The organism is Fusibacter sp. 3D3, assembly GCF_001748365.1.
Lineage (GTDB): Bacteria > Bacillota > Clostridia > Peptostreptococcales > Acidaminobacteraceae > Fusibacter_A.
In genome coordinates, this window is record NZ_BDHH01000003.1 from 184,628 (window position 1) to 198,246 (window position 13,619).

Sequence of the window (13,619 nt, forward strand, 5' to 3'; positions counted from 1 at the left end):
TTGAGACTTGTATAGGGTTTAATATTTGGTGCATATAAATTTTAGGTTTGCTTATACTAAATGCAAGTTAGATGCCAAAGTATAAAAATGAGATCATTTCATAGAAAAAGCTTGATTGAATTAACGGGATTCAATATAATGGAACCCATAAGAGTGTCCGAGAAAGAGGCGTTTTATGAAACAGGATTTAACCATTAGGATATTAGATGAAATAGATGAGGGGATTATCTATTTAAATAAACGCAAAGAGATTGTTTTTTTTAATGAAAAAGCGAAGGAAATTACCGGTATTTCGTTGAAAAGTGAACGTCATCACCCCGCGGGTAAACTGGAAAAAGGTGATCTGGTTATTTTGATGACAAATCGGTTTGGACTTGATGATGGACCGCTCAATGAAGCGATCCTAAAAACAATCGGATGTGAAATGCCAGAGCTCAATCAGAAGGAAGCTTTGATTGCCGTGGGCATATATGGACATCCTCAGATCAAGGGTGTCCATAAAATATGGTCTCAGTCCGAATTATTGGACTTGCTAGAGTTAAAAGTTAAATTTCTCGGAAACCAGATTCACTGTAAGATTGAGCAAGTTGAGAAGATAATGTGCATTCAGATTAATTCAGATGTCTTTGAACAACGGTACGCAAAAGCATATGGTCACATGGTGATCGTCAATGGTGAGACGGGGCAAATCAAGTTTTTTCAAGATAAAGGTTATACGATTAGAAAAGAAAGTATTTTAGAAATATTAGAAGGGGGCACTTTTAGACCTAAAGGCAATAAGGAAAAGGGTTTGGTCGTAGAAGGGATGCTTTTATCAAAACTTTTCGAATCTGAGCAACTCTTTAGAGCGCTTGAATACATTGACGAAAGCAAAGTCTTTTCTTCGAGTTCGTTCTTTTTAGATGTAAATCACAGGCCGATGAATTGTCGATTAACCCCTATTTTTGAAGAAGCTCATTTAGAAGGTGTGCTCATTAAGTTGAGTGATTTATCTGAAATGAGTGGTCTCTTGACAGAACGCAATGAACTTTTGAAAAGTATTGAAGCCTTAAAAGCGCAGTCGGACTTGTCAACAGATCAAGAAGCGCTTGAAAAGTTCAGTGATTTTATTGGCAACAGCAGTAGTATTCGCAATGTAAAGTACTTGGCCAATAGAGCAACTGAGATCAAATCCAATGTACTGATCACTGGTGAGAGCGGTACAGGTAAAACTTATTTGGCGCGTTTGATTCACGAACATAGTCATTTGACGGGAGAATTTGTGGAAGTAAACTGTGCAGCAATTCCGCATGGCTTATTTGAAAGTGAGCTCTTTGGATATGAAAGAGGCGCCTTTACTGGTGCTGACCGAAGAGGCAAAAAGGGCTATTTCGAAATGGCGGATCAAGGGACTCTGTTTTTAGATGAAATTGGTGAGATCCCGCTTGAAATACAGGTAAAACTCTTGCAAGTTTTGCAGAGCAAAAAGTTTTATAAGATTGGTTCTAGTGTGCCTACAACAGCAAGTGTAAGGGTTATCACAGCTACGAATCGATCGCTATACGAAGCGGTACAGGAGGGACGGTTTCGAGAAGATCTCTATTATCGAATCCATGTTTTCCCGATTCATATGCCCTCTCTGGCAGAGCGTCGTGAGGATCTCTACCCTATCATCAATGACTTGATGAAGAAGATTAGCGTGAGACTGGATATAAAAGAAAAGCCACTATCGGGCGAGGCCTTTAGTCGCTTGTTAAATCATCCTTGGCAGGGCAATATTCGTGAGCTTGAAAATGTGCTTGAAAGAGCACTTGCAATCAGTAAAACGAATGTTATCTACCCTGAGCACATCAGTATGTTGGCAGATGAAACCAAAAGTGTGGCGGATGGGATAAATTTGAAAGCACGTCTTGAAGCTTATGAAAGCCAAGTTATTAGGGAGACGATTAAAAATGCTGAAAACAATCGAGAGGCCATGATACAGCTTGGATTATCTAAATCTACATTCTATGATAAACTCAAAAAGTATCATTTAGAATCAGAACTTAAAAGTTGATCTAATAACTTTTCGGCGAGCCTTTTTTTTATGGAAGCCTCAAGTGTTAAGGCTACGATTTGAGAAATCAGCGCTTCATTAGAACTGAAGGCGCCACTTTTATAAGTTTCTTTAAGCGCTATTAGAATGGCCTCTTCAATTTGCCTAAAGTGATTATAGGGTTCATCTTCAATTTGATTGAGTGCTTTAATAAGCGACTGAGTATCCTGCAGAGAAAGAACCTGCTTGAAAGTGTAGACCATAGTAAGATCCATAATGGCTTCTTTGGAGTATTTTTTCTTTAGAGGTGAAGGGATGACTTCCGCCTTGACATAATTATTAATCATGGTTTTAGTGAAGATCAACTCTTTATCGGTACGTTTGTTCGCGCCTAATTTTGTTTCGAAAAATTCAAGGACTTGATCCATGTAAAGCTGAATCTCAGGGATATCGTTGCTATCAATTGTATCGAAATTCATAAGCTCAGTTTGGATTTTCATGGTGTCACCTCATGTTTTTATATTTAACAATAGTATAACATAAAAAAGTATTGAAATATAGAATACAACGTGGTAATATATCAATATAGCCAGATGTAGTAATCGATACTACATAAAACGTTTTTAATTCTAAATTCATAAGGAGGCTCGTATGAGAGAACCTATCAATACATTGACTCATCTTGTGGGCATTGTTATGTCCTTTGTTGGCCTAGTGGTGATGATTGTCAATGCCGTCATGAAACAAAATGTTGTTTACTTAGTTGGAGGCATCATATTTGGAATGAGCATGATTGCACTTTATAGTGCGTCAACAATATACCATTGGTTTAATGGTAAAAACGAAATTATACTGAGGTTACGTAAATTGGACCATGCCATGATCTTTGTGCTCATCGCGGGGACTTATACACCTATTTGCTTGACGGCACTTAAAGGCACGCTTGGAAATTCACTTTTAATAGCAGTTTGGGCACTTGCAATTGTCGGCATTGTTATGAAAGTATTGTTCATCCACATGCCGAGATGGTTATCGGCTGGCATGTATCTGTTTCTAGGGTGGATCAGCATTATATTCATTTATCCACTGTTTAAAGCATTGCCGCTTAATGGATTCTTATGGCTGGTGTTAGGCGGAATCTTCTATACCATTGGTTCTATCTTTTATGCAACGAAGTCTGAAAAGATCAAGATTGGCAAATTTGGATTTCACGAGATTTTTCATCTTTTTATTCTAGCAGGGACCTTTGCACATTTTGTTTTAATTAATAATTACATCATGATCGATATGGCATAAAAAAAGATGCCTCAAGGAAGCGCATTTTGAAAAATGCAATCCTGAGGCATCTTTTTTATGATATGATTTTTTATCTAATACGTCTAAATTTAACGGCTAAATCTAATGCCTCTAACCTTGCTGAGGCATTTTTTGGTGTGCTTCACGCTTTTCTATAAATTTCATAATGAGAATTTTGGCGATAGCACCGAGCGGGATCGCAAGCAATATGCCGAGTAGACCGCCAAAGCCCCCGCCGATGGAGATCGATAAAATAATCCAAATGGGTTTTAAACCGATATAATTGCCCATGACTTTTGGGCCTACTATGGAACCGTCAACTTGTTGTAAAATGACTATGAAAATAGCAACCCAGAGCGCTTTTACGGGATCGTACATAAAGGTGGTGAGTATGGCGGGTACAGCACCGATAAAAGGTCCAAAGTAGGGAATCACATTGGTGAGGCATATGATGAAACCCAAGACAATGGCATACTTCACACCTAAAATACTGAAACCGACGAAAGCCAAAATGCCGATGATAAATGCTTCCACAATGAGACCCGTCAAGAAGTGTGAAAAAACATTGTTGACATCGCCTAAAAAGTCAAAGAATGGAGATGCTTTTTTCTTGGAAATAAATGCATGGATCAATTGGGTAAAACTTTTTTTAAGCGAGTCTTTATCTGCTAACATGTAAATCGAGATGATAATGCCAAGAATGATGTTGAAGAATACAAGCGCGAAGCCCACAAGGCCCTCGATAATGTTAGTGAGCAAGAGATTGCTGAATTTCGATAAAAGTTCTGCACCCTTACTGAGGTTGTCGTAGATGATGGTGTCATAAGCACCGAAATCATAAGACTGAAGTTGTGCTGGAATTTGCTCCCCCCATTTGGAGATATCCGAAATGAGCTTAGAGCCATTGTCATATATCTTTGGAACCAGACTCACTGAAAAAATGGTCAAGATGAGCAGAAGTGCCAAATAGGTTATCAAAATAACATATATGCGCTTTATTTTAAATCTTTTCTCCAACTTAGTTATGGGCTGATTTAATATATAGGCAATTGCAAAACCAATGAAGAAAGGGGTGAGGACATTTAAAAATTTAGAAAAAATAGACATCACACCAGCCCGGTCCATAATGAGCCAAACCGTTAGAAAGGTAGCGATACACACGACAATGACATATTCGATAAATTTACGTTTTTCTTTTAGCATATAGATCCCCTTTGTCAATTTATAAGTAACTTACTTCATATTACACTATTTATATTAAAACCGGGTTAAAAATCGTAAGAAATCGTAAAAAAGTGTTCTAAATAGGGTATAATATGGTAACCGTTTAGAAAATCAATGTGAGCCCCTAATGCTGAAATGGAGTTGTGCGGAGTATGTTAGAAAATCAAAAAGCAGATCTGATACAGTCAAAAGCTATATTGAGCTCAATTAAAGAAGGTGCTGATACTTGGTTTGGATTGCGCTATAATATGAATCTTTATAGAGGCTGCCAACACGGCTGCATTTATTGTGATTCTAGGAGTGCTTGTTATCGAATGGATGCACTAGATCATATTTATGTGAAGGAGAATGCACTCGAACTTCTCGAGAAGGCGCTTGCAGGGAAACGCAATAAAGGCACAATCGGATTTGGTTCTATGAACGATCCCTATATGCCTCTAGAAGCGCAATATCAGCTTACAAGAGGTGCACTTGAGATCATATGTGCCTATCGGTTTCCCATACACATCATTACTAAAAGTGATCTGGTGGTAAGGGATATTGAACTGCTTCGTAAGATCAGCAGTATTTACGCAGCGGTTTCTTTCACCATAACAACGTACGATGACGATTTGGCAAGTGTGTTAGAACCCCATGCACCAGTGAGTTCTAAACGATTTGAGGCGATGAAAAAATTGTCGGATGCTGGGGTGTATACTGGGGTAACTTTGATGCCCATTCTACCCTACATTAATGACAATCCTGAAAATATAAGGCAAATTCTCGTTGCCGCAAAGGCTAATGGTGCAAAATATGTGATCGGCGCCATGGGTTTAACTCTGAGAGAAGGGTCCAGAGAATATTACTATAAGAAGTTAGAGGTGCATTTTCCAGGACTAAAGTCAAAATACGAAAGACGTTATAATTCAAGTTATAGCGTAAAACCTGAACAACACAAGCTGCTCTATAAAGTCTTCTATGAAACCTGTGCAGAACTTGGTCTTGCCACAAAAATGAATTTTTACAGTTCCAAAGAGACGTCGGATCAGTTCGAACAACTGACCTTTAACATATGAATGATCTTGAAACGTTTATCTTACTCAAACTTGAGTTTTCCAAAAAATACTTATAGATGGAGGCAATATGAAATCTGAAACGCGGATTCCCCAAAATTTAAAAAAACATTTAGAGGATATTGATTTATATTTTGCAAAGATGCTTGAAAGTGATTTTAGCCACAAGGGCATCCATGAGTATCGTGAAAGCATAAGACGATTTAGAGCCATTTTATTTTTTTATGAGCCCTTTATTAAAAACGCAGACTATACAACTTTAGATAAAATATCTAAAATGCATTTTAATGCAACTTCACTTATTCGAGAATTGGATGTTTTTGAAGAAAGTTATGGACATATCATGAATGAAGCGACCGTTGTTAAAATTAATAAAATAAAAGCGCCTTTGAAAGATACGCTCAGGGCAAATGCGGAGAAAATGAAGGAGGCTACTTTTGGGACCTTTGAAATTCATATTAAACAGAACATGGAATTGAAAGCCTATGATGAGTTCGAGAAGATGCGACAAGCTGAACTCTTCGAAGTCTTTGTGGAGAGATCTGCTTTTGATCAAGAAAATGTTGAGAAATCAATCCATGCTAAAAGAATGTTGGCAAAAAAAATCCGTTACATTCATTGCCTTTTAATGCCGAAAAAAGAAGATTTGAAGCAGTTGAACAATCTATTAGATGCCTTTCAGATGGTGGCAAAGGCACTTCACGATGTCTGCGTCAATTTGAGATTTATCGGTTATTATGAGCTTGATGATCAAGCGCTGTTGGATGAACTTGTGAAAGATCATGCGGCGTATCTCAAAAAAGCAGATTATCTCTTTGAACGCGTGCGTGAGGTCTTTGAGAGTTACTTGGCGTTTTGATACTCTAACTCAATATTAGAAATGAAAAAAGACTCTCGGGGGATGAGAGTCTTTTTCCTTTATGTTAGTCGTTGTTGGAGGGGAGTTGACACGGGGGGACGTGTCAATGAGTAAGCGTTTTGTTGCTTGGCAATTTATCAATAATTTGAAATTGGCAGTTTAGGTCTCAAGGAGGGGAGTTCCTTTCGACTTCTTTATAATACTGTATACTTGTTAAGGTGGGATTAACAGAGTGTTAAAGAGCTAATAAGAAACCGTGAACAATATAAAAACACAAGTATTCTGATCAATCTTCTGATTTTATGGTGATTATAAAGGTGCGAATATCACAAAATCCTTTACAAATCGTGGGAAATAAAGATAAAATAGTAGTAACTATTAATGAAATGAAATATTTGGTTTTGATTTAGCTTTTGGGGGGCATACTTATGAAATGTGTGATTAAAAGATTTGATGATTTGACGATTAATGAACTCTACGATGTGATGCAATTGCGATTTGAGGTTTTTGTGATGGAACAAAAATGCCTTTATCAAGATATTGATGGTAAAGATCGAAAAGCCTATCATTTAATGTGCAAAGGTGACGCGGGGGAATTGCTGGGTTATTTAAGAATATTGGATGCAGGTGTCAGTTACGAAGAAACGTCAATTGGAAGAGTTGTGGTCAGCGAGCAGGGTAGAGGTCAAGGTCTGGGGAAAAAGATCATGGAAGAGGCGATTTCGTTTATTAAAACGGTTAGACATATTGAGTGGATTAGAATCTCGGCACAAGCTTATTTGCTTGATTTTTACACGGGCCTTGGATTTGAATCGGTTTCAGATGAATATCTAGAAGATGATATTCCGCATATAGAAATGTTGTTAAAACGATAGAGGAGGCATCGTGATTCACAAGAAAACAATCAAGGCATATGTTTATACACGTGACCAAGGAAAGTGCTATCACTGTGGTAAATTGATTCGACTGAATCGGACGACATTGGATCATTACTTTCCGAAGAGCTTGGGCGGGACAGAAGAATTTTTTAACCTAGTCACTTGCTGTAAACCCTGTAATCGTATGAAAAAGAGCGCTGTGCCAAAGGATTGGGTGGCTATTAATATAGCGCTTTTTAAAAGAGCTGTATCGGATGGGAAGGTGAGCAATCCACCATGCGATTTAGACGAGTTGATAATCCTTGCTCATGGTGTTGAGTCGGTCTTTAGAAATAAAGTCAATACGGTGTTTGAGGGTGAGGGCTATCGTCTTTACGTGAAAGAAAATAAGATCTATAAGATTGTACGATTTCATCATGAATAGTGCGAAAAATCCAAGTCAATTAGAACAAAGGGCGAGATTCGATCTCCAAAAATTGAGTAAAACAAAAAATGAACCTCTTATCTTAAACAACGAGATAAGAGGTTCTATTGATATCAGGGGATGATAACGGTTTAAAAAATTACTTTTGTGCTTTTAAAGTATTGAACATTTCAAGTGCTTCTTTGTGATCAATGCCATTGTGGACAATAGCGCGAACGGCCTGAACCATCGCAGTTGGATCTTCAGATTGGAAGATGTTTCTGCCCATATCCACACCAGCAGCACCCATTGAAATCGCATTGTAGCACATTTCAAGTGCTTCTGATTCTGGAATCTTTTTGCCACCAGCGATAACGATTGGTACAGGACATGCTGCGATGACACTTTCAAAATCATCACAGTAATAACATTTGACAACTTGTGCACCCACTTCAGCGATAATACGCGTTGCTAGTCTAAAGTATTTTGCATTTCTCTCCATGTCTTTTCCAACAGCAACAACGCCCATTGTAGGAACGCCATAAGTGTTGCCCGAGTTGATGACCTTCGAAAGATTTTCAATTGATTTTCTTTGGTTGGGTGCACCGATAAAGACTTGGCTCGCCATTAAATCTGCATTCATTCTAATCGCTTCAGCGATGTCCACGGAGATGATTTCGTCACTGAGATCCTCATCTAATATAGAAGAGCCTGAAGTCACTCTAAGTGCAATTGCCTTGTTGCCAGTGAGTGTTGGGTTAATGCAGGTGGTCATACCACCACGTGTGCCCATGAAACAGTCGATATACTCTGCAAGTGGTGGAATGTTGAGGTCAAGTCTTTCAAGGCCTGATGTTGGGCCTAAAAAGTAGCCGTGATCAAATGCAAGCATTAATGATTTGCCTGAAACTGGATTGAAAACTTTGCTGAGTCTGGATTTCATGCCCCAGCTGTAATGACCAGCCCCTTTTACATAAAAACCATCAGAGTTTTGTTCGATGCCTATGCCGTAATTTTTCGCTTCTAAAATACCATCTTTATCTGCCATGAGTTTGCCTCCTTTAATCTTATGCATTATGACGATTCATAATGCTTTATTCTTGAACGTACTTATCTTGATCTTGGAACGGTGCGAGCATAAATACAGCTTTTGCATTTGAAGTGCTGTTGTTTATAATATAGTGTGTTTCTCCAGGTTCAGCTGTAATCAAGTCGCCTTGAACACATTTCACAAGAACATCGTCTATATAAAAATCAAGTTCGCCTTCAATGATGAGAAAGCTTTCTTCCATAATTTTATGATGATGACCTTGAAAATCTTGTCCTGGTTTAAAGACGACAACACCGCTGCTGAGATGTGGACCTCTTCTCAAGTACTTTGGGCCACTATCTCCAAACCGATATTCTCGTTCGGATTCGTTTACCTTTACCATTTCTTCACCTCTTTTATTTTAATTTTAGGATCACTAACTTTTAGATGCCAGGCGCACGCCACATGTGCGTTAAGAACCCTGCATCGCTGTTTTCTTGTTGTGCATTCGAAAGCTTTTTCCAGTTTTCGTATATAATTTGGTACTTTTCATGATTTTCTGTATGAGGTGTAAAAGTATTTTCAATGAGGACATATTCTTTTGCACTTTCTAAAGTTTCAAGCCAACCGATACCCACTGCGGCGCAAAAAGCAGCCCCTAGAGCGGTGGATTCCTTTATAACAGGGACTTGAACGGTCACGCCCAGTACATCCGCTACGATTTGACACCAGAGCGGACTGTTAGAAGCACCAGAAGCAAAGGTGATGGTCTCTGGAAAATGGCCGAAGCATTCTTCGATTATTTTTTTGTGCCCCAGTGTGACCAATGCCGCATTTTCCAAAATGCTTCTATAGAAAGTGGCCTTGTTGTATTTTTCGGGATCGATGCCAAAATTCGTAAAACAAGGTGATGGATGCCGCCAGTTTTTATAATCCATAACGCTTGAAAATGAACACATGACGCCATATGCACCCACCGGAATGGCCTTCGCTTTTTCGTTTAAAATATCGTAGACGTTTTGACCTGTCGCTTTCGCTGTTTCGACTTCACAGTCGCAAAAGGCGTCTCTAAACCATCTCATCACAAGACCAGGATAGAAAGTGATGAGTTCTTGTTGCCACATATCTGGTGTGGCATGACAATTCACGCGGATAAGCCCTTTTTCATCGATATGTGGTGCAGCTGTGTTGTATTCAAGTTGCCAAAAGCTTCCGCCTAAAAGTGCTGCTTGATTAGAACCTGTGACGCCTAGACCGACGCATCCCATTTGCACATCTCCACCACCGACAACTACTTTACAGTTTGGACTTAATCCTGTTAAAGTGGCAATCTCTTTCGTAATAAGCCCCACGACGGTTCCGCTTTCGTAAACAGGTGGATACATGGTTTTTTTTAAGCCACAACTTTCGATGATTTTAGGATCCCACTGTCTTTTGTGTGTATTTAAAATCCCAGTCGTTGAGCCGTTTGAAGGTTCTACAGATAAAATGCCTGTCAATTTATAAATGATCCAATCGTTAAGCATTGTCATGGACGCCGTTTCTGCGTAAACCTCTGGCAAATTGTTTTTAACCCAGAGCAGTCTTGGAATAGCACCGAGTGCAAAGGTTTGACCAGAGGCTTTATAGACGTCTTCTTCGATGGTCTCAGAAAAAGCTTTTAATGCGTAAACTTCTTTTGATGCTCTGGAATCTACGTTGGATACAGCCCAAATTTCTTGACCTGCCTTGTTGTAGAGCACAAAGGCTTCGCGCATGCTTGTGGTGGAGATTGCAGCGATTTCGTTGCCTTTGAGACCTGCATTTTCTAAAGCTTCATGGATGGTTTCAAATAGCAACTTGGTATTATGTGCCACATCGAAATCGATAGCACCCTCGTATCTAGGGTCCTCTTTGTGTGTCCATTCTTTTTGTGCAACGCTGATCTGTTTAAAACTCTGATCAAAAATGACGGTTCTGACACTGCCAGTGCCGGCATCGATTGCCATGAGATATTGCTTCATGATAGCCCCTTTCTTAATAGATAAAAATATTAAATGCGATGCATTCGTTTTAACTGTTTTTAAAGGTGATCAGCGACTCCGCTGTGTCTTCATCTGTAATGAGGACATCGATGTAGCCGCCAATTAATGCGGAGTAGATGGCTTGAATTTTTTCTTTGCCACCTGCGACACCTATGGTTTTGTGAGAAGATCTTAGGGTGTCAAGTTTGATGCTAATCAACTTCTTGTGAACGCTAGAATCTAAAATTTTGCCGTTTTTATCGTAGAATTGGCTGAGTATATCGCCAACAGCACCTTGCATTTGAAGTAATATTAAATCGTCGGGATTTGCGATGCCGTATTTAAAGATCGTTGCTGTGTTAGAGACGGAACCAATACCCACCACAGACATGTGAGAGAGGTTGGTCATGTCTAATACATTTTTGACACTCTTTTCATTTAAAAAGATTTCTGCAACCTGCTCGGAAGATGCAAATAAGGGTGCGGGTAGAATGTGTATATCGGGTGTAATGCTTGTAGAACTTCTTTTGCGTGTGCCCGCAACGATTGCAGAAGTGTAATGCGCAACACCACCTGATAAAGTAACCAGTGAAATTGGCTTTTCAAGTGAATAAATCAAATGGTTGATCGTTCGAGAGATGGTGTCTCCGTAGCCAATGTTTATATAAGCATTGGCTTCAACTTTTTCTTCTATATATTGTGCGGCGCCCTTAGCGATATTTTCATTGACGTTGTTCGGCGTTGAAGGGACCACGAAAACATCTTCTAAATTGAATTGCTTTATGAGGGATTGTTCTAAATCTATGCGGGCTTTAGCATCTGGATCCATCTTGAATTTGATGATGCCATCACTTTTCGCTTGATTGAGAAGCTTGACGACGCGCATTCTTGAAATGCCTAAATGATCAGCGATTTCTTGTTGAGTCATATTGTCGGCGTAATAAAACCAAGTTACTTTGTAAACCAAATTATCTTCGTACATGACGATTCTCCTTAATAGATGGATTTATAAAAAATTGCAAATGAAATAAGTATAAACAAATGTTTGAATATCGATAAAATGTTTGCTTAAAAATATTATATCAATGCTTTTGGATAGTGTCAATAGGTGGTAATAAGCAAAGCAAAACAAAAAAGCATTGACAAGGCCTAGTCATTTGAAATATTATAGAGTTAATGAAAGATTCATGATAACTTAACGCATGCTTAACAAAAGATTTCAGAATAAACAAAAGATACCTTTTCAAACAAAAGATTTTAAATAAAACAAATGATTCGATTCAAAACAAAAGATCTAGATTCGGGATGTGTTAGTATCTAGGGGATTCGCATTAACCAAGATAACTATAGAAGTTGGAGGTAAATCATATGAGTGCAAATAAATCTCTTATGAAATTGCATGAGGTCTATAAGTCATTCGGAGATAACGCCGTATTAAAAGGTGCATCGTTAGAACTATCTGTTGGTGAAGTTGTTGCAATCATAGGGGGTAATGGTGCGGGTAAAAGCACTTTAATGAAAATTCTCATGGGAATTTACCCACTTGATCGCGGTGAAATCTTCATAGAAGGTGAAAAAGTCAACATGAGTTCACCTTCTGTAGCACTTGAAAAGGGCATTTATTTAGTCCCGCAAGAACCTTTGCTTTTTCCCAATATGACTGTTGAAGAAAATGTGGTCATTGGCTTTAACGAGAACAAAGCTGTGCTTTCGGCGAAACTGAGAGCGTTGATCAAACAACTCGGATGGGATATTGCCTTATCAAGAAAGGCGGCGACACTTTCCATTGCGGAACAGCAGTTAGTAGAAATACTGAGAGGGTTACTCAGAGAGGCCAAAATTTTAATCCTAGATGAGCCCACTTCTACATTGACATTTAATGAAATTCAATCTTTTTTTAAGCTCATGATGACGCTTAAAGAAAAAGGTATCGGCATGCTCTATATAACACACCGGCTTACAGAAGTCTTTGAGGTGGCATCTCATGTGGTCATTCTTAGAGATGGCGAAATCACAGTGAGTGGTCCTGTAGCCAATTTCACGAAAGAAATGCTGATTAAAGGCCTGATGCCTGATAATATGGTGCATGCGAAAAACAATCGTGAAGCGTGTACCGTGGATTATACGAAAATGCCTGTTTTAAAACTTGAAGCACTCACAGGGTATGGTTTTAACAAGGTTTCCTTTTCGGTGTATGAAGGCGAGATACTCGGACTTGCTGGTGTCGTGGGATCTGGTAGAACAGAACTTGCAGAAGCGATTTTTGGCAAAGGTGAAATTCTCAGTGGTGAGGTTGAACTTCTTGGGAAGAGCATTAAAGGCTTTAACACAAATGAGATTGTGGAGAAAGGGCTCAATTATGTGCCAGAAGACCGTCATCTAAATGGCATATTTGCCATGGCAGATGTAAGACTGAATACGACTTCTTCTATATTAAGTAGACTCAGTAAAGTGTTTATCAATAAAAAAGAAGAGAAATCTGTGACGCAGAAATACATTGATGATTTTAGAATCAAAGTGACAGGACAAGATCAAACTTTAAAATCCTTATCTGGCGGGAATCAACAGAAAGTGGTTATAGGACGGACGCTTTCTTCCAACCCTAAGGTGATCCTATTAGACGAACCGACAAGGGGCATCGATGCAGGTGCGCGTGGAGATGTCTATAAAATCATCTACGAACTTAAAAAGTTGGGGCTTGCCATTCTGCTCATTTCTTCAGATTTTGAAGAGATACATGAATTGGCAGATCGAGCTGCGGTCATGTATCATGGGACCAATGATGTGGTACTTTCAAAGGCAGAAATTACGCTGGATGCTTTAACACAAGCGGCGTTTGGTTGTTAACAAAATCGTTTTA

At 38.9% G+C, this 13,619-nt stretch carries 13 protein-coding genes; 7 read left to right on the forward strand and 6 right to left on the reverse strand.

Annotated features, from left to right (window positions below; translation table 11 throughout):
- The first annotated feature begins 175 nt into the window (after positions 1-175).
- On the forward strand, positions 176-2,035 hold the full coding sequence (locus F3D3_RS04780) for a sigma-54-dependent Fis family transcriptional regulator (protein ID WP_069871691.1): 1,860 nt from the start codon (positions 176-178) through the stop codon (positions 2,033-2,035).
- Here the strand turns inward: F3D3_RS04780 and F3D3_RS04785 are convergent.
- A complete protein-coding gene (locus tag F3D3_RS04785; protein WP_069871692.1) occupies positions 2,008-2,514 on the reverse strand; it encodes a DUF1836 domain-containing protein in 507 nt (168 codons plus the stop codon). The genes F3D3_RS04780 and F3D3_RS04785 overlap by 28 nt on opposite strands.
- Positions 2,515-2,665: 151 nt before the next feature.
- On the opposite strand from F3D3_RS04785, the gene F3D3_RS04790 reads away from it, so the two are divergent.
- Positions 2,666-3,310, forward strand: a complete 645-nt coding sequence (locus F3D3_RS04790; protein WP_069871694.1) for a hemolysin III family protein — start codon at positions 2,666-2,668, stop codon at positions 3,308-3,310.
- Between the two features lie 111 nt (positions 3,311-3,421).
- On the opposite strand, the gene F3D3_RS04795 is transcribed toward F3D3_RS04790, so the two are convergent.
- A complete protein-coding gene (locus tag F3D3_RS04795; protein ID WP_069871695.1) occupies positions 3,422-4,513 on the reverse strand; it encodes an AI-2E family transporter in 1,092 nt (363 codons plus the stop codon).
- A gap of 173 nt (positions 4,514-4,686) precedes the next feature.
- Between F3D3_RS04795 and F3D3_RS04800 the strand changes: the two genes are divergently transcribed.
- The 4 genes from F3D3_RS04800 (at position 4,687) to F3D3_RS04815 (ending at position 7,747) form a co-directional block, all read left to right on the forward strand.
- Positions 4,687-5,589 (forward strand): radical SAM protein, encoded by a 903-nt coding sequence (locus F3D3_RS04800; protein ID WP_069871697.1) that lies wholly within the window; start codon positions 4,687-4,689, stop codon positions 5,587-5,589.
- Between the two features lie 67 nt (positions 5,590-5,656).
- Positions 5,657-6,445: a CHAD domain-containing protein gene (locus F3D3_RS04805; protein WP_069871699.1), complete on the forward strand. Its 789-nt coding sequence runs from the start codon at positions 5,657-5,659 to the stop codon at positions 6,443-6,445.
- Positions 6,446-6,873: 428 nt separating this feature from the next.
- On the forward strand, positions 6,874-7,320 hold the full coding sequence (locus tag F3D3_RS04810; protein WP_069871701.1) for a GNAT family N-acetyltransferase: 447 nt from the start codon (positions 6,874-6,876) through the stop codon (positions 7,318-7,320).
- A 10-nt stretch (positions 7,321-7,330) separates the two neighbouring features.
- Positions 7,331-7,747, forward strand: a complete 417-nt coding sequence (locus F3D3_RS04815; RefSeq protein ID WP_069871703.1) for an HNH endonuclease — start codon at positions 7,331-7,333, stop codon at positions 7,745-7,747.
- 139 nt (positions 7,748-7,886) lie between these two features.
- On the opposite strand, the gene lsrF is transcribed toward F3D3_RS04815, so the two are convergent.
- The 4 genes from lsrF to F3D3_RS04835 are packed head-to-tail and all read right to left on the reverse strand — an operon-like array spanning position 7,887 to position 11,741.
- Positions 7,887-8,774 (reverse strand): 3-hydroxy-5-phosphonooxypentane-2,4-dione thiolase, encoded by an 888-nt coding sequence (gene lsrF, locus F3D3_RS04820; protein ID WP_069871705.1) that lies wholly within the window; start codon positions 8,772-8,774, stop codon positions 7,887-7,889.
- A gap of 46 nt (positions 8,775-8,820) precedes the next feature.
- Positions 8,821-9,159: a cupin domain-containing protein gene (locus F3D3_RS04825; RefSeq protein ID WP_069871706.1), complete on the reverse strand. Its 339-nt coding sequence runs from the start codon at positions 9,157-9,159 to the stop codon at positions 8,821-8,823.
- A 40-nt stretch (positions 9,160-9,199) separates the two neighbouring features.
- Positions 9,200-10,759 (reverse strand): autoinducer-2 kinase, encoded by a 1,560-nt coding sequence (lsrK, locus tag F3D3_RS04830; RefSeq protein ID WP_175438295.1) that lies wholly within the window; start codon positions 10,757-10,759, stop codon positions 9,200-9,202.
- 49 nt (positions 10,760-10,808) lie between these two features.
- Positions 10,809-11,741, reverse strand: coding sequence for a sugar-binding transcriptional regulator (locus tag F3D3_RS04835; protein WP_069871710.1), 933 nt, complete (start codon positions 11,739-11,741; stop codon positions 10,809-10,811).
- 386 nt (positions 11,742-12,127) lie between these two features.
- Between F3D3_RS04835 and F3D3_RS04840 the strand changes: the two genes are divergently transcribed.
- Positions 12,128-13,606, forward strand: a complete 1,479-nt coding sequence (locus F3D3_RS04840; protein WP_069871711.1) for a sugar ABC transporter ATP-binding protein — start codon at positions 12,128-12,130, stop codon at positions 13,604-13,606.
- Positions 13,607-13,619 lie beyond the last annotated feature (13 nt).